15 protein-coding genes are annotated in these 16,890 nt (G+C 72.4%); 10 read left to right on the forward strand and 5 right to left on the reverse strand.

What is annotated here, in order from left to right; genetic code table 11:
- Positions 1-40: 40 nt before the first annotated feature.
- The gene (locus AB0A97_RS06715; protein WP_361145543.1) at positions 41-1,558 is read right to left on the reverse strand and encodes a gamma-aminobutyraldehyde dehydrogenase; all 1,518 of its coding nucleotides are present in this window, start codon (positions 1,556-1,558) and stop codon (positions 41-43) included.
- 202 nt (positions 1,559-1,760) lie between these two features.
- Here AB0A97_RS06715 and AB0A97_RS06720 point away from each other — a divergent pair, with 202 nt between their 5' ends.
- Positions 1,761-2,417, forward strand: a complete 657-nt coding sequence (locus AB0A97_RS06720; protein WP_361145546.1) for an NADAR family protein — start codon at positions 1,761-1,763, stop codon at positions 2,415-2,417.
- 24 nt (positions 2,418-2,441) lie between these two features.
- Here AB0A97_RS06720 and AB0A97_RS06725 read toward each other — a convergent pair whose 3' ends face one another.
- Positions 2,442-3,077: a DUF4190 domain-containing protein gene (locus AB0A97_RS06725; protein ID WP_361145549.1), complete on the reverse strand. Its 636-nt coding sequence runs from the start codon at positions 3,075-3,077 to the stop codon at positions 2,442-2,444.
- A 733-nt stretch (positions 3,078-3,810) separates the two neighbouring features.
- Here AB0A97_RS06725 and AB0A97_RS06730 point away from each other — a divergent pair.
- Positions 3,811-4,833, forward strand: a complete 1,023-nt coding sequence (locus AB0A97_RS06730) for an adenosine deaminase (RefSeq protein ID WP_361145552.1) — start codon at positions 3,811-3,813, stop codon at positions 4,831-4,833.
- Positions 4,834-4,916: 83 nt separating this feature from the next.
- Entirely contained in the window at positions 4,917-5,585 is a 669-nt protein-coding gene (locus AB0A97_RS06735; RefSeq protein ID WP_361147291.1) for a glycerophosphodiester phosphodiesterase, read from the forward strand.
- Positions 5,586-5,635: 50 nt separating this feature from the next.
- Here the strand turns inward: AB0A97_RS06735 and AB0A97_RS06740 are convergent, their stop codons facing one another.
- Positions 5,636-6,169 (reverse strand): HXXEE domain-containing protein, encoded by a 534-nt coding sequence (locus AB0A97_RS06740; RefSeq protein WP_361145555.1) that lies wholly within the window; start codon positions 6,167-6,169, stop codon positions 5,636-5,638.
- Between the two features lie 134 nt (positions 6,170-6,303).
- Between AB0A97_RS06740 and AB0A97_RS06745 the strand changes: the two genes are divergently transcribed.
- Positions 6,304-7,251 carry a hypothetical protein gene (locus tag AB0A97_RS06745; protein ID WP_361145558.1) on the forward strand — a complete coding sequence of 316 codons (948 nt, stop codon included), beginning with the start codon at positions 6,304-6,306 and terminating at the stop codon, positions 7,249-7,251.
- Between the two features lie 22 nt (positions 7,252-7,273).
- Here the strand turns inward: AB0A97_RS06745 and AB0A97_RS06750 are convergent, their stop codons facing one another.
- A complete protein-coding gene (locus AB0A97_RS06750) occupies positions 7,274-8,458 on the reverse strand; it encodes a spermidine/putrescine ABC transporter substrate-binding protein (RefSeq protein ID WP_361145560.1) in 1,185 nt (394 codons plus the stop codon).
- Between the two features lie 193 nt (positions 8,459-8,651).
- Entirely contained in the window at positions 8,652-10,106 is a 1,455-nt protein-coding gene (locus AB0A97_RS06755) for a gamma-aminobutyraldehyde dehydrogenase (RefSeq protein WP_361145563.1), read from the reverse strand.
- A 179-nt stretch (positions 10,107-10,285) separates the two neighbouring features.
- On the opposite strand from AB0A97_RS06755, the gene AB0A97_RS06760 reads away from it, so the two are divergent.
- The 6 genes from AB0A97_RS06760 to AB0A97_RS06785 all read left to right on the forward strand — a co-directional run bounded on the left by AB0A97_RS06760 (position 10,286) and on the right by AB0A97_RS06785 (position 16,877).
- The gene (locus AB0A97_RS06760) at positions 10,286-10,759 is read left to right on the forward strand and encodes an Lrp/AsnC family transcriptional regulator (protein WP_003980199.1); all 474 of its coding nucleotides are present in this window, start codon (positions 10,286-10,288) and stop codon (positions 10,757-10,759) included.
- Between the two features lie 2 nt (positions 10,760-10,761).
- Positions 10,762-12,123 (forward strand): aspartate aminotransferase family protein, encoded by a 1,362-nt coding sequence (locus tag AB0A97_RS06765; protein WP_361145567.1) that lies wholly within the window; start codon positions 10,762-10,764, stop codon positions 12,121-12,123.
- Between the two features lie 472 nt (positions 12,124-12,595).
- Positions 12,596-13,327 (forward strand): ATP-binding cassette domain-containing protein, encoded by a 732-nt coding sequence (locus AB0A97_RS06770; protein ID WP_361145570.1) that lies wholly within the window; start codon positions 12,596-12,598, stop codon positions 13,325-13,327.
- Positions 13,309-14,520, forward strand: a complete 1,212-nt coding sequence (locus AB0A97_RS06775) for a hypothetical protein (protein ID WP_361145573.1) — start codon at positions 13,309-13,311, stop codon at positions 14,518-14,520. The genes AB0A97_RS06770 and AB0A97_RS06775 overlap by 19 nt, the downstream gene beginning before the upstream one ends.
- A 155-nt stretch (positions 14,521-14,675) precedes the next feature.
- Entirely contained in the window at positions 14,676-15,845 is a 1,170-nt protein-coding gene (locus AB0A97_RS06780; RefSeq protein WP_361147294.1) for a Rossmann fold nucleotide-binding protein, read from the forward strand.
- 30 nt (positions 15,846-15,875) lie between these two features.
- Positions 15,876-16,877, forward strand: a complete 1,002-nt coding sequence (locus AB0A97_RS06785) for a hypothetical protein (protein WP_361147297.1) — start codon at positions 15,876-15,878, stop codon at positions 16,875-16,877.
- Positions 16,878-16,890: the final 13 nt, after the last annotated feature.

Consider the following 16,890-nt stretch of genomic DNA (forward strand, 5'->3'; position numbering starts at 1 on the left):
ATGAGCCCGGTGGTCAGCGGGCGACGACGGCCGTTCCGGGTCAGGCGCGGTCCCCGAAGACGGTCCGGTGCCAGTCCTTCCTGACGACCCCGGTGTTGTCGTACATGACGTGCTTGACCTGCGTGTACTCCTCGAAGGAGTACGACGACATGTCCTTGCCGAAGCCGCTGGCCCGGTAGCCGCCGTGCGGCATCTCGCTCAGGATCGGGATGTGGTCGTTGACCCAGACGCAGCCCGCCTTGATCTCGCGGGTGGCGCGGCCGGTGCGGTACACGTCCCGGCTCCAGGCGGAGGCCGCCAGGCCGTACGGGGTGTCGTTGGCGAGCGCGATGCCCTCGTCGTCGCTGTCGAAGGGCAGCACGACCAGCACCGGGCCGAAGATCTCGTGCTGTACGGCCTCGCTGTCCTGCGGGGCGCCCGTGATGAGCGTGGGCCGGTAGTACGCGCCCTTCGCCAGGTCGCCCTGGGGCGCCTCGCCGCCGGTGACGACGGTGGCGTACGACCGGGCGCGCTCGACGAAACCGGCGACCCGGTCGCGCTGGGCGTGCGAGACGAGCGGCCCGAGATCGGTGGCGGGGTCGAACGGGTCGCCGAGCCGTACGGTCGCCATCAGGTCGGCGACGCCGCCGACGAACGCGTCGTACAGCGGGCGCTGCACGTAGGCGCGGGTGGCGGCGGTGCAGTCCTGCCCGGAGTTGATCAGGGCACCGGCCACCGCGCCGTGCACCGCCGCCTCCAGGTCGGCGTCGTCGAAGACCACGAAGGGTGCCTTGCCGCCGAGTTCGAGGTGCAGCCGTTTGACGGTGCTCGTGGCGATCTCGGCGACCCGCTTGCCGACGGCCGTGGAACCGGTGAAGGAGGTCATGGCGACGTCGGGGTGGGCGACCAGGTGCTCGCCGGCCTCCCGGCCCGCGCCGGAGACGATGTTCAGCACACCGTCCGGGATGCCCGCCTCGGTGGCCGCCTGCGCGAACATCACCGAGGTCAGCGGCGTGATCTCGGCGGGCTTCAGGACGACCGTGTTGCCCGCGGCGATGGCCGGCAGCACCTTCCAGGCCGCCATCTGCAACGGGTAGTTCCACGGCGCGATCGAGCCGACGACGCCGATGGGCTCGCGGCGGATCACGGAAGTGTGGTCGGGGCTGTACTCCCCCGCCGACCTGCCCTCCAGGTGCCGCGCGGCGCCCGCGAAGAAGGACGCGTTGTCGACCGACCCCGGTACGTCGAACCCCTCGCTGAGCTTGACCGGCTTGCCGCACTGCGCCGACTCGGCGTACGCCAGCTCACCGGCCCGCTCGCCGAGGACGGCGGCGAAGCGGTGCAGGGCGTCCGAACGCTCGCCCGGGGTCGCGCCCGCCCACCCGGGGAAGGCGTCAGCGGCGGCCCGTACGGCCGTGTCCACGTCCGCCGTCGAGGCCAGCCGGTAGCTGTACACCTGCTCGCCGGTGGCCGGATCGACCACCTGCTGGGTGCGGCCGGAACTGCCGTCCCGCAGCTCGCCGGCGAGGAACTGCGCGCCCTCGGCGAAACGTTCGTGCACGTCGAATCGCTGAACCATGGTGCTCTCCTCCGCCGGGCGCCGGGGCCGCTCGGCGGCACACCCAGGCGTAGCTCTTTCCGGAATCGATGGCTGATCTTGACAGAGGTGCAGGGTCTCAACAAGTGATTCCGTTGTTGCCTTTTGGTTACGCGACGGATTCTGCGATTTCCGTCGGGGGGCACCCCGACACGTTGTCAGTGCCCGCTGACAGAATCCCGGCATGATGCACAACAGCACGGGGGGTACGGGGATGAACGAGCAACGGAACGAGCCGCGGTCGGTGGCGGAACTGATCGCCGCGGCGGCCGGTGAGCGGTTCGAGTACATCTTTTTCTGGGGCCATGCGCCGCGGCGCGACGGACAGCTCGGCGCGAGCTGCTTCAGCCAGTGGTGGCCCGCTCCGTTCACGGTCGACGGCGTGCGGTACGCCACCGCGGAGCACTGGATGATGGCCTGCAAGGCGCGGCTGTTCGGCGACGCGGAGGCGGAGCGGCGGGCCGTCTCCGCCACCCACCCGAAGCAGGCGAAGGATGCCGGCCGCTCGGTGCGCGGCTTCGACGGCGCCGAGTGGGAGCGGCACCGCTTCGAGTACGTCGTCGAGGGCAACGTCCACAAATTCGGCCAGGACCCGGCCCTGCGCGACTACCTGCTCGGCACCGGCTCCCGCGTACTCGTCGAGGCCAGCCCGATGGACCGGATATGGGGCATCGGACTGACCGCCGACGACGAGCGCGCCCAGGACCCGGCCCGCTGGCGCGGCCTCAACCTGCTCGGCTTCGCCTTGATGGAGGCGCGGCAGCGGCTGGCCACGGGAGCGGAGTGGGAACCGGGGACGGGAACAGGGACGGAGACGGGGGTGGGTTCCGCGGAGGACTAGCCGGAGAGGGCTAGGCGGAGAGGGCTAGGCCGAGACGACGAGCCGGCCGCGGGAGGGCGCCGACAGGACGGGGACCGCGGCCGGGTCGGCGGACACGGCCTCGTACGGGCGCGGGCCAGGGGCAGGCGCGGCCTGGTACGTGTCCGGACCGTCGTCGTCGGAACCGGAGCCGCCGGACGACGAGCCGCCGGAGTCTCCGCCGTCGTAGTAGCCGGGGTACCACGGGTCGTCGCCGCCCTCGTCGGTGGCGGACGCCATCACGACCCAGCAGAGCATGAACGCGCTCAGCAGCAGGGCCACACCGCCCAGCACCACCCCGGCCAGCGCGCTCCCGCCGTTGTCCGCCTCGCCCCTGGCCGCCTTCGCGCGCCCGAGAATGCCGAAAACGATCGCGAGCACGCCGAGGAGGAAGCCGATCACCATCGTGAAGCAGAGGGTGGCGCCGACGATCCCGAGGACGAGCGCGGCCGTGCCGTAGCCGTTGTTCGGCCCGGCAGGCGCCCAGTAGGGCTGATAGCCCGGCGGCAGCTCCTGCCCCGGGCCGCCGCCCGGGCCGGCGGGGCCGTACGGGGGCTGCGGGGAGCCGTAGGGAGGCCGGGGCGCGCCGTACGGGGCTTCGGGATGCTGCCCGTCCGCCCCGGCGCCGGGTATGGGCGGCACTCCGGAACCGGGGGCACCAGGAGGTGCGTACGTCTCCGCCGTACCCGGCGCGGGTGGCGGCGGCGGAACGTCGTACCGTCCGCCCGGAGTCACCGGCTTGCTCAGCAGGTCGGAACCGTTCGTCCCGCCGGGGACAGCGGGCCCGCCCACGGTGTCCGAACCGCTCGCGCGACCGGCCCCGCCTGCGGTGTCCGAACCGCTCGCGCGACCGGCCCCGTCCGGGGCACCCGAGGCACTCGCACCACCAGCCCTGCCCGTAGTGCTCTGAGCACTCGCCCCGTCCGAACCCTCCGAAGCGCTCCCCCCGTCCGTCACGGGCGCAGCCACCGCAACACTGCCCTCCGCAACCCCGCCTTCCGCAAGCTCGTTCCCCGCGGACGCAGCCTTCACCGGGCCAGTCGACCGCGGCCCGGACGTCACCGTCGCACCCCCGGCCGTCGCACCCCCGGCCGTCGCACCGGCCGTCTCGCCCGCAGCCGCACCGGCCGTCGGCGCGCTCGCCGGCGGCGCGGGCCGCCGGCTCCGGTCCTCCGGCGGCGCCCACGGGTCGCGCGGCTCGGGCTGCTGACTGTCGGACATCGACATCCCCACATTCCCCCCATGTTCACGGTCCGCCTCATGCTAAGACCTGCACCGTTTCGCCAAGACCTGCACCGTTCGGGCCGCCGGGGGCCCGCATACGATGGCCACCGTCCACCGCACGCCCAGCTCGCCCCTCGACCAGGAGGAACCGTTGTCCGATCTCGACGCCTTCATCGCCGGACTGCCCAAGGCGGAGCTGCACGTCCACCACGTCGGATCGGCCTCCCCCCGCATCGTCGCCGAGCTGGCCGCCCGCCACCCGGACTCCGCGGTCCCCACCGACCCCGAGGCGCTCACCGACTACTTCACCTTCCGCGACTTCGCCCACTTCATCCAGGTCTATCTCTCCGTCGTGGACCTCATCCGCGACGCCACCGACGTCCGGCTGCTGACGTACGAGGTCGCCCGCGACATGGCGCGGCAGAACATCCGCTACGCCGAGCTGACCGTCACCCCCTACAGCTCCACCCGCCGCGGTATCCCCGACGAGGCGTTCGTCGAGGCCATCGAGGACGCGCGCCGGGCGGCGGAGACCGAGCTGGGCGTGGTGCTGCGCTGGTGCTTCGACATTCCCGGCGAGGCCGGGCTGGACGCGGCCGAGGAGACCACGCGGATCGCCTGTGACCTGCGGCCGGAGGGCCTGGTCTCGTTCGGGCTCGGCGGCCCGGAGATCGGTGTGCCGCGCCCGCAGTTCAAGCCGTACTTCGACCGCGCCATCGCCGCGGGCCTGCACTCGGTCCCGCACGCCGGCGAGACCACCGGCCCGCAGACCGTCTGGGACGCGCTCACCGACCTGCGGGCCGAGCGGATCGGTCACGGCACCAGTTCCGTCCAGGACCCGAAGCTGCTGGCCCACCTCGCCGAGCACCGCATCCCGCTGGAGGTCTGCCCGACCTCGAACATCGCCACCCGCGCCGTGCGCACCCTCGACGAGCACCCGCTGAAGGAGATGGTGGACGCGGGGGTGCTGGTGACGATCAACAGTGACGACCCGCCGATGTTCGGCACGGACCTGTGCCTGGAGTACGGCGTCGCCGCGCGCCTGCTGGACCTCGACGCCGCCGGGGTCGCCGCCCTGGCCAAGAACGCCGTCGAGGCGTCGTTCATGGACGTCTCCGCCAAGGCGGCGCTGGCCGCGGAGATCGACGACTACACCGCGACGTGGCCGCGGTGAGGGCCGCGCGCCACGCCCCGGCCCCGGCGCCGCCACGGAAGCCGTCGGCCCGTCCGGCCGCACCGGCACCCGCCACCGGCCGCATCGCGGTCATCGGTCACCGCGGCGCTCCGTACGACCACCGCGAGAACACCCTCGCCTCGCTCCGCGCCGCGCTCGAAGCGGGCGCCGACGCGGTCGAGATCGACGTACGGCTGACCGCCGACCGGATACCGGTCCTGCTGCACGACCCGACGCTGGAACGCCTGTGGGACCACGACCGCCTGCTCTCCTCGCTGACGTACGCCCAGGTGGACGAGGTCACGGCGGGCGGTGTGCCCACGCTGCGCGACGCCCTCGCCCTCACGGCCGAGTACCCGTCCGCCCGTGCCCTGATCGACCTGCCGGACCCGGCGGCCGCGAAGTCCGCCGTCGGCGAGGTCCACGAGTCCGGTGCCGCCGACCGCGCGTACTACTGCGGCGGCGGGCTGTCCATGCTGGCCGTCCGCGCTGCCGACCCGGCCGCCGAACTGGCCCTGTCCTGGTGCCGCACGGCCCCGCCCCGCCCCGAGCTGCTGGCCCGCGTCCGACCCCGCTGGCTGAACTACCACTTCGGCCTGGTCACCGAGGACCTGGTCGAACGGGCGCACGGCGACGGCTACCTGTTCGCCGCCTGGACCACCGACACGCCCCGCGCCGCGCGCCGCCTCAAGCGCGCGGGCGTGGACGCCGTCACGACCAACCGGGTGGCCGCCGTACGCGCCGCGCTCTGACGCGCGTACCCGGCCCCCGGCCAGGCCACGGCCCTGGCCCCGCCCCCGGCTCAGCGCCTGACCAGCCGCCGCGCCACGAAGTGGGACAGGGCCGTGGCCGCTCCGGCCATGGCCGTCCCGCTCACCGCCCCGCGCGCGTCCGTGGGCCTGAGGCGCCCCGCGCGCCGCAGCCTGCGGCGCGCCCACACCGCGTACGGGATGACGATCAGCGGTGAGGTGACCGAGCCGGGGGTGTAGCCGCGTACGGCTGCGGCCTGCGCCAGGTGCACCAGGCCGTGCAGCCCGAACCCGTCCACCGCACCCTGGAAGAAGGCCGACCGGCCTCCGGTGCGGTGCCCGCGCACCGAGGCGGCGGCCACGATCACCGCCATGGCGCCCACCGCGACCGTGAACTCCCGCTGATCGACGCCCTCCAGCGCCGTCCAGAGCCGTTCCGGCACCCCGGGACACCGTTTCCGCAGCTCCGGCAGGTGATCCCGGATCCACCGCGGCCCGAGGACCACCTCCTCCGCGTCGTGCAGCGCCCAGGCAGCGAGCAGTCCGAACGTGACAGCGGGGCTCAAATCCTGCGTGATCTCCGACATGACCGCCGAGTCTGCCACGGGCTCAATTCCCGCTCACACCCGGCCAATTACGAACGCACTTGACCTTGTCACGGTGTCAAGCAGTGCACTGAGGGACGTACCCGCCCATCCCCGCTTCCCTCACCGAGGACCCCATGCTCACCTACACCGGATCCGGCCCGTACTGCTACAGCAACTCCCTCGCGATGGTGCTCGGCCCCGCCGCCCCGTCGACCGCCGTCATCGAGACCCTCACCGGCTCCCCGTTCGGCTTCGAGCTCATCGGCGGCACCATGCCCCTGTTCGACCCGTACGGCTGGCACCCGGAGCTGGGCCTGCAAGCCGCCGTCTCGGCACTCGGCCTGAGCTGCGTCCGTGGTGCGGGCGGCACCGAGGACGAGGCCCTGGCCCGCCTGCGCGCCGCCTGCGCGGAAGGCCCTGTCCTGGCCGGCCCGCTGGAGATGGGCCTGCTCCTGTACCAGCACGGCTCCGGCACCGCGATCGGCGCCGACCACTACCTGGTCGTCCTGGCGGTCGAGAACGACACCGTCCTCCTCCACGATCCGCACGCCCACCCGTACGCCACCCTGCCCGCCCCCGCATTCGCCGCCGCCTGGCGCGCGGAGACGGTGGCGTACACCGAAGACACGTACGTGATGCGCTCCGCCTTCACCCGAGAGCGAGCCGTGGACCCGGCGGACGCCCTGTGGCAGTCCCTGCCCGGCGCCGTACGGTGGCTGGCCGGCCGCGACGACCTGCCGGTCCCGCCGGGAACGCTGGGCGGAGCCGCCGCGGTCGAAGCACTGGCAGACCAGGTCGCCAAGGGCGCCCTGTCCTCCGAGACCCGCGCCCTGCTCGGAGACTTCGCCGTCCAGGTAGGCGCCCACCGCCTCAACGACGCAGCGGCATGCCTGGCCTCACTGGGCCTGAGCACCCCGGCCGCCCTCCTGGCCGAACAGTCCCGCGTCCTCGGCAGTTTGCAGTACCCCGTCGTCTCCGGTGACGACCAAGCGCTGGAAGCGGGGCTGCGGCAGCTCGCTCCCACGTACGAGCGACTCCGTACGGCCCTGGAGGAAGCCGTCACGCAGGGCGTACGCCGCTGAACAGCGCGATGCCCCGGCCCGCTCAGAGCCCCACGATCCCGTTCCACTCCTTGGCGAACGCCGGGCGTTCCTTGGACGTGATGTCGCGGGCGATGGCCAGTCGGTCGCGCATCGCGCCGTCCGGGAAGACCAGGGGGTCCTCGGCCAGCGTGGCGCGGTTCTCGTCCTTGGAGGAGGCGAGGATGTCCCGCGCGGCCGGGACCGGGCAGACGTAGTTGACCCAGGCGGCCAGTTCGGCGGCGATCTCCGGCCGGTAGTAGAAGTCGATCAGTTGTTCCGCGTTGTGTTTGTGCTCCGCGCGGCCGGGGATCATCAGGCTCTCCGCCCACAGTTCGGCCCCCTCCTGCGGCACCACGAACTCGATGTCCGGGTTGTCCTCCTTGAGCTGGATGACGTCGCCCGAGTACGCCTGCGCCGCGAGCACGTCCCCCGAGGCCAGGTCCTTGATGTAGTCGTTGCCGGTGAAGCGCCGGATGTGCTTCCTGTCCACGAGGCGGCGGATGCGTCCCGTCATCCGGTAGAAGTCGGTCTCCGTCCAGCGCGTGATGTCGACGCCGTCGCCCTGCATGAGCATCGCGAAGGACTCGTCCAGCCCGGACAGCAGCGTCACCCGGCCGCGCAGGTCGTCCTTCCACAGGTCGGCGGTGTGCCGGATCTCCCGGCCGAGCTTCTTGCGGTGGTACGCGATGCCGGTGATGCCCGACTGCCAGGGGACGCTGTGCTTGCGGCCGGGGTCGAAGTGCGGGGTGCGCAGCAGCGGGTCGAGGTGGCGCGCGACGTTGGGCTGCCGGGACCGGTCCATCTCCTGCACCCAGCCGAGGCGTACGAAGCGGCCGCACATCCAGTCGCTGACGACGATCAGGTCGCGGCCGGTCGGCTGGCGGTTCATCAGGGCTGGGCTGATCTTGCCGAAGAACTCGTCGTTGTCGTTGATCTCCTCGGTGTACGTCACCGAGATGCCGGTGTGCTGCTCGAACGCCTCCAGCGTCGGCCGCCGCTGCTGGTCGCGTTCGTCCACGTCGATGTAGAGCGGCCAGTTGGCGAAGGTCAGGCGCCGGTCACGGGCCGAGCGGTCGGGGACCGCGCGGTCGGCGGGGGCGACGTACGCGGCGGGCACTCCGCATCCGGCCGCCAGTGCGGCCAGCGCCCCGGCCGTCCCCGTACCGACCGTGCCCCGTAGCAGCGAACGCCGCGAAAGTTCAGCCATGGCGAGCACTCTCACGCGCGGTGGGCAGCGGCGGCAAGCGACAGAACGTCGCCTGCCGGGGCGCTGCCCACGACGGTGTGCCGAGCGGCGGGGCGGAGGGCGGGACGAGGCGGCGCGGGGCGGGCGAGCAGCCGGACGGGAGCCGGAGGCCCCTGGCCCGCCCGCGGACTCCCGCCCGCCCGCGGTCGCGGACTCAGCCGTCCAGCGACGTCATCACGTGCTTGATGCGCGTGTAGTCCTCGAAGCCGTAGCCCGAGAGGTCCTTGCCGTAACCGGACTTCTTGAACCCGCCGTGCGGCATCTCGGCGACCAGCGGAATGTGCGTGTTGATCCACACGCAGCCGAAGTCCAGCTTCTTCGACATCCGCATGGCCCGGGCGTGGTCCTTGGTCCATACCGAGGACGCCAGCGCGTACTCCACCCCGTTCGCCCACTCGACGGCCTGGTCCTCGTCCCGGAAGGACTGGACGGTGATGACCGGGCCGAAGACCTCCTGCTGGACGATCTCGTCGTCCTGCTTCAGGCCGGAGACGACGGTCGGGGCGTAGAAGTAGCCCTTCTCGCCGACCTGGTGGCCGCCCGCCTCGATCTTGGCGTGCGCGGGCAGGCCGTCGATGAAGCGCTTGACCTGTGCCAGTTGGTTGGCGTTGTTCAGCGGCCCGTAGAACACGTCCTCGTCGTCCACCGCGCCGGTCTTGGTGTCGGCGGCGGCCTTGGCGAGCGCGGTCACGAACTCGTCGTGGACGGACTCGTGGACGAGCACCCGGGTCGCGGCCGTACAGTCCTGGCCCGCGTTGAAGTAGCCCGCCTCCGAGATGCCCTCGACCGCCTTGGCGATGTCGGTGTCCTCGAAGACCACGACCGGCGCCTTGCCGCCCAGCTCCAGGTGGACCCGCTTGAGGTCCTTGGACGCGGACTCGGCGACCTGCATACCGGCCCGTACGGAGCCGGTGATCGAGGCCATCGCCGGGGTCTGGTGCTCGACCATCAGACGGCCGGTGTCACGGTCGCCGCAGATGACGTTGAAGACGCCGCGGGGGTGGCCCAGCTCGTCCAGCACACCGCCGATGATCTCGGCGATCAGCACGGTGGAGGCGGGCGTGGTGTCGGAGGGCTTGAGGACGACGGTGTTGCCCGCGGCCAGCGCCGGGGCGAACTTCCACACCGCCATCATCATGGGGTAGTTCCACGGCGCGACCTGCGCGCAGACGCCGACCGGCTCACGGCGGACGATGGACGTCAGACCGTCCATGTACTCGCCGGCCGCGCGGCCCTCCAGCATCCGGGCGGCGCCCGCGAAGAACCGGATCTGGTCCACCATCGGAGGGATCTCCTCCGAGCGGACGAGCGCGACGGGCTTGCCGCAGTTCTCCGACTCGGCGGCGATCAGCTCCTCGGCCCGCTCCTCGAAGCGGTCGGCGATCTTCAGCAGGACCTTCTGGCGCTCGGCCGGCACCAGGTCGCGCCAGGCGGGGAACGCGGCCTCGGCGGCGGCCATCGCGGCGTCCACGTCCGCGGCGGCGGACAGCGGAGCGGTGGCGTACGCCTCGCCCGTGGACGGGTTGACCACCTCCGTGGTCCGCCCGTCGGCGGCGTCCCGGAACTCCCCGTCGATGTAGTTGCGCAGCCGACGCAGTTCGGTGGTCACGAGCGACCCCTCCTAGTCAGGTGTCCAGTGCTTGAGATGCCCACCCTAGCCAGGAAGTCAACGTTTTCGACATACCCGTAAAGGATGAACAACGAAATCAGTGGCGCCGAGATCTGTAGACAACTGATTTCATCGAATCGGGGTTGCGGGACTGACGAGGCTCGTGCACAGTGAGGGATGTGGCCACTCGTGACAGAAACGGCACCCAGTCGATCGACTCCGTCTCCCTGGCGATCATCGAGCAGCTCCAGGAGGACGGCCGCCGTCCGTACGCCGCGATCGGCAAGGCCGTCGGCCTGTCCGAGGCGGCGGTGCGGCAACGCGTACAGAAACTGCTCGACCAAGGCGTGATGCAGATCGTCGCGGTCACCGACCCCCTCACGGTCGGCTTCCGACGGCAGGCGATGGTCGGGATCAACGTCGAAGGTGACCTCGACCCGGTGGCCGACGCCCTGACGGCCATGGAAGAGGTCGAGTACGTCGTCATGACCGCGGGCTCCTTCGATCTCCTCATCGAGATCGTCTGCGAGGACGACGACCACCTCCTGGAAATGATCAACAAGCGGATCCGCACGCTGCCCGGCGTCCGGACCACCGAGAGCTTCGTCTACCTCAAGCTCCGCAAGCAGACCTACACCTGGGGAACCAGATAGCCATGACCGCTGACCTCTCGAAGACGGCCTACGACCACCTGTGGATGCACTTCACCCGCATGTCGTCGTACGAGAACGCCCCCGTGCCGACGATCGTGCGCGGCGAGGGCACGAACATCTACGACGACAAGGGCAAGCGCTACATCGACGGGCTGGCCGGCCTCTTCGTCGTCCAGGCCGGGCACGGCCGCGCCGAACTCGCCGAGACCGCGCTCAAGCAGGCCCAGGAGCTGGCCTTCTTCCCCATCTGGTCGTACGCGCACCCCAAGGCCGTGGAGCTGGCCGAGCGGCTGGCGCACCACGCGCCGGGCGACCTGAACAAGGTCTTCTTCACCACCGGCGGCGGTGAGGCCGTCGAGACCGCGTGGAAGCTGGCCAAGCAGTACTTCAAGCTCACCGGCAAGCCCGCCAAGCACAAGGTCATATCGCGCGCTGTGGCCTACCACGGCACACCGCAGGGCGCCCTGTCCATCACCGGACTGCCGGGCCTCAAGGCCCCGTTCGAGCCGCTGGTCCCCGGCGCGCACAAGGTCCCGAACACCAACATCTACCGGGCGCCGCTCTTCGGGGACGACCCGGAGGCGTTCGGCCGCTGGGCCGCCGACCAGATCGAGCAGCAGATCCTCTTCGAGGGCCCGGACACCGTCGCCGCCGTCTTCCTGGAGCCGGTGCAGAACGCGGGCGGCTGCTTCCCGCCCCCGCCCGGCTACTTCCAGCGCGTCCGCGAGATCTGCGACCGGCACGACGTGCTGCTCGTCTCGGACGAGGTCATCTGCGCCTTCGGCCGCCTCGGCACGATGTTCGCCTGCGACAAGTTCGACTACGTGCCCGACATGATCACCTGCGCCAAGGGCATGACCTCGGGCTACTCCCCCATCGGCGCCTGCGTCATCTCCGACCGGCTGGCCGAGCCGTTCTACAAGGGCGACAACACCTTCCTGCACGGCTACACCTTCGGCGGCCACCCGGTCTCCGCCGCCGTAGCCTGCGCCAACCTCGACATCTTCGAGCGCGAGGGCCTCAACCAGCACGTGCTGGACAAGGAGGACGCCTTCTTCTCGACCCTGAAGAAGCTCCACGACCTGCCGATCGTCGGCGACGTCCGCGGCAACGGCTTCTTCTACGGCATCGAACTCGTCAAGGACAAGACCACCAAGGAATCGTTCAACGACGAGGAGACCGAGCGCGTCCTGTACGGCTTCCTCTCCAAGGCCCTCTTCGACAACGGCCTGTACTGCCGTGCCGACGACCGCGGTGACCCGGTCGTCCAGCTCGCCCCGCCGCTCATCGCCGACCAGCCGGTCTTCGACGAGATCGAGCAGATCCTGCGCGGCACGCTGACGGAGGCCTGGGCGAAGCTCTGAGAAGTACGGAACGGCGGCGCGGGCCCGGGGTCGCGGAGCGAGCGGCGAAGGGCCGCGGCCCCGCCCCGGGCCCGCGGTCCGGGGCGGGGCCGCGGGCTTGTCGCCTCCGCCTGCCCACCTGCCGGTACGGACGAGCCCGCTCAGCGGGCTCGCGCGCCCGCCCGTGATGCGCGTACGGCCATGGACCCAGGCCCCGCACGCCCTCCGGGCAGGCGCGGCGCACGGACGAGCGCGGGTCCCGGGCGCCCGCCCGCCTTCCCCCGCCCGCCCCGCACCTCCCGCGAGCCCCTGCCGCTCACCCTTCGCCCAAGTTCTTCATATAAGCGGCCATTTGAGTGAACCTGAGCCGTGGTGCGCGCCGAGCGCCGAATACCGAGGGTCGCCACTCCTTACCGTGCCAGTGACCGATACTCTCCATGGTCGTTCACCCGGTTGGGGGAACGATCGGACGCGACGAGCATGAGGTGCGCAGATGGTGGCCCCACCTGACAACGACGTTCTCTGGGCGCGCGGCCTGCACCACACGTACGCCGGCTCCCCCGCGCTCGCCGGGGTTTCCGTCGGTGTCCGCGAGGGCGAGATCCTCGCCGTCACCGGGCCGCGCGGCTGCGGCAAGTCGACTCTCCTGCGGTGCCTTTCCGGCCAACTTGTCCCGGACAGCGGCGAGATCTGGTTCAACAGTTCACCCGTGCACACGCTCTCGCCGCTCAGCCGTGAACGGCTGCGCCTGGACCGGTTCAGCTGGGTGGACACCGAACCGCACCTCGTCCCCGAGCTGACCGCCTGGGAGAACGCCGCCCTCCCCCTGCTGCTGCGCGGCGTCGGTCACCGCGCCGCCAAGCAGACCGCCGGCGAATGGCTGGACCGCCTGGACGTGGGCCTGTGCGCCCGTCAACGCCCCGGCCGCCTCGACCAGTCGCAGCGCCAGCGGATCGCCGTCGCCCGCGCCCTGGCCTGCGCGCCGCAGGTCCTGTTCGCCGACGAGCCCACCGCGCCGCTGCACCGCGCGGACGCCGCCCAGGTACTGCGCGCCATCACCACGGCGGCCCGCTCGCACGGCATCACGGTCGTCCTCGCCACCCACGAACCCGAGGCCGACACCCTCGCGGACCGCACCGTGGCCCTCCTCGACGGCCGTCGCGTCGGTCTCAAGGCCCCCGCCCCCGAGAAGGAAAGCAGGGCAGAGTGCTCGCTCTCCGTCTGACCCGCGGGGCCCACCCCCTCGTCCTGTTCCGCCGCCTGCTCGTGGCCGCCGCCTCCGCGGGCACCGGCTTCCTCCTCCTGGCCGTCCTCGGCCACGCCGCCGCCCACCCCGCGTCGGCCACGGACGCCTTCGTACGCCTTCTCTGGTGCGCCGTCCCGGTCGCGGCCACCACCCAGCTCGCCGTGTCCGCGGCCCGCACCGACCCCGCGTCCCGTCCTCAACGGGGCATGTCGGCCGCCGGGCTGGGGCCTGCCCGGCTGACCCTGATCGCCGCCACCTCCACCGCCGTCTCCTGTGTCCTGGGCAGCTTCCTCGCGCTGCTCGTCTTCCTGGCGCTCCGCGGCGACCTGGGCGGCGCGACCGCCACCGGTTCCGCCACCCAGCTCCTCGGCGCGGGCCATGCCCTGCCGCCCGCCGGCGCGCTGCTGCTGCTCGCCGTCGTCCCCCTGACGGCTGCGGGCGCGACCGCCGTCGTCCTGCGCCCCCGTAAGGACGTCCGCGGCGGCCGGCGCGGCGCCCGGGCGGCCACCGGAGCCGGCGAGCCCCTGACGGCCACGGCCACCGACAGCTCGCGTTCCGCCGTGCCCGCCGCGCTCCCGTGGGGAATCACGCTGACGGCGGCCGGCCTCGCCCTGGAGACCTACGTCAGCCGGGGCTCCGACGACGCCGGCGCTCTCCTCCCGCTGCCCGAGCGCCTCGTCGGGAGCCCGCCGGGAGTCCTGGCGGGCTGGGCGCTGTCCACCCTCGGCCTGGTCCTGGCGGGCCCCGGCCTGACGCAACTGTCCGGCCGGCTGCTGGCGGCCGGCCGCCCGGGCGCCGTCCGCCTCCTCGCGGGCCGCGTCCTCCAGGAGGAGTCCCGGCGCGTCGGCCGTCCGCTCGGCGTGCTCTGCGCGGTCGCCTCCGGTACGTATGCGGCGGTGAAGGTGTACGAAGCCGCCCCCGCCCGGCCTCTCGGCCCCCTCACCGGGCTGGGCGCGGCCCTCGTCCTGGCCTGCGTCACCGCGAGCGCCCTCACCGCGGCGCTGGAAGCCCGCTGGGCCCGTGAGCACACCACCGCCGCCCTCCGCCGCCTCGGGACGCCCCGCTCGCTCCTCCACCGCGCCGCCGCCCTCCGCGTCCTGGCCCTCCTTGTCGTCCTGGCCCCCTTGACCTGGGCCATCGCCGAACTCGCCGCCCTCCCCCTGCTCCCCTGACCCGGCGTCACGCCGCCCGCCACCCCGCCCTCGCCGCCGGGCCCCGGCGCCTCCCGCCTACGATGACGGGCGTGCAGCCGAACTCCGAGCCCCCCGCGTCCCCCGCACCCCATCGCCCCGTCGAGCGGCCGCGACACCCCGGCAGCGACCGCGAGATCGAGACGCTCGCCGCGTTCGACCGGGTGCTGGCCTCGGGCAGTCTGCGCGGCTACCGCGTCCAGTCCGTCGACCTGACCGGCCGCACCTCCGCCCTGCTCGGCACGCCGGTGTCCGACGCCGTCTTCCTCGGCTGCCGGATGGAACCGGAGGCCGCCGCGAGCGTGCGGGCGGCCGGCGCACTGGTCTTCCCGCCGATACCGGACCTGCCGTTCGACCCGTACCGCGGCGGCCTCTACTCGCCCGACGAACTCTTCGACGCCCTCGCCACGGAAGCCGGCTACCCGGCGACCCCCGACGCCCTGGCCTACGCCTGGTACCAGCGGACCATGTCGGACGGCGACATCCTCGCCTCGATGCTGCGCAGCATCCACGACGACGCCGTCTCGGACGCGCTGGACGAGCACGTCACCGGCGCCCGGGTCGTCGGCATCATGGGCGGGCACGCGCTGGAGCGCGGTTCCGACGCGTACGCAGGCGCGGCCCGGCTGGGGCGGCGGCTCGCCCGGGCCGGCCTGACGGTCGCCACGGGCGGCGGTCCGGGCGCGATGGAGGCCGCGAACCTCGGTGCCTACGCCGCGCCCTTCGACGACGCCATGCTGGACGAGAGCCTCGCGCTCCTCGCCAAGGTGCCGCGGTTCGTTCCCTCGGTGACGGACTGGGCGCGGGCCGCCTTCGAGGTACGCGGCCGCTGGCCGGGCGGCGGCGACTCGGTCGGCATCCCCACCTGGTTCTACGGGCACGAACCGCCGAACGCCTTCGCGTCCCGCATCGCCAAGTACTTCGTCAACGCGGTCCGTGAGGACGGCCTCCTGGCCCGTTGCAACGCCGGCGTGGTCTTCCTGCCCGGCGCGGCGGGCACCGTGCAGGAGATCTTCGACAACGCGACTCCGAACTACTACGGATCGCGGGGTGAGCCGACCCCGATGGTGCTCGTCGACCGTGTCCACTGGACCGAGAGGCTGCCCGCCTGGCCGCTGTTGCAGGCGCTCGCCGCGGAACGCGCCATGTCCGGCAGGATCGCTCTGGTCGACTCGGTGGAAGAGGCGCCGGAAGCGCTGGCCCGCCTCGGCGAAGTCCCCGGTTCCGGTCCCGCGGCATCTGCTCGACCGTCCGAGGCAACTCACGCCCCCGAAACCACGTCTCCCAGTCAGGTAATGCACAGGTAAAACCAGGCAGTGCGCGAAACGGAGTTCTCGGTGCTCATCGGTCTTCTGACGGCGGTAGCGGCCTCGGCCTGCTACGGCACGGGGTCGGTCCTGCAAGCGGTGGGGTCGCGCAAGTCCGCGCGCCGGGAGGCGGCCGCCGCGTCCACCACCGGCGTCACCGCACACGGCGGCCCCAGTCTCTCCTCCACCGCCAAGGCCGCCGTGACGTGGGAGTTCATGGTCGGTACGGTGCTGGACTTCGTGGGGTTCGGCCTCGGCGCGCTGGCCGCCCGGATGCTGCCGCTCTTCCTCTCGCAGACCGTCATCAGCGCCAACCTCGTGATCACCGCCGTCCTCAGCATCAAGCTGCTCGGCATCCGGCTGAACGGCCGCGAGTGGGTCTCCATCGGCGTGGTCTGCTCGGCGCTGGTCCTGCTGGCCACCGCGGCCGGGCCGGAGGGCGGCGGGGACGCCTCGACGACCACCCACTGGTGGCTGCTGATCGCCTCGGTGGCGCTGATGGGCGGCGGAACGCTGGCCGTCCGGCTGCTCGGCAGCCGCGCCGCGATCCTCGCCGGCCTGCTGTCCGGCCTGGGCTTCGGCGCGCTCGGGGTCGGCGTGCGCGTACTGAACGGCGTCGACCCGTTCCACCTGCCCACGCTCCTGGCCGACCCGGCGCTCTACGCCATTCTCGTCGCCGGTATCGGCGGTATGTACCTGCACACGGTGGCTCTCCAGATCGGTTCGGTCAACGGTGCCACGGCGGCGCTGGTGGTGGGCGAGACGGTGGTACCGGGCATCCTCGGGGTGCTGTGGCTCGGTGACTCCTCCCGGCCGGGCTTCGCCTGGATGGCGGTGCTCGGTTTCGTCGTGGCGGTGGCCGGCGCCGTCGCGGTCGCCTGGTTCGGCGAGCCGGAGGACGGCGGCACGACCGGTACGGCGTCCGGGCCGGCGGCCGTACCGGCTCCCGCGGAGGAAGCGAAGGCGCCGGACGGGCCGTCGGCCGTGAGCGACGCCCGGACCACGGCGGGCAGCCGCACCAGCTCCCCGTAGTACGAGCGCGGGC

It is taken from the genome of Streptomyces sp. NPDC045470, assembly GCF_040646595.1.
In the GTDB taxonomy this organism is placed as follows: Bacteria; Actinomycetota; Actinomycetes; order Streptomycetales; family Streptomycetaceae; genus Streptomyces.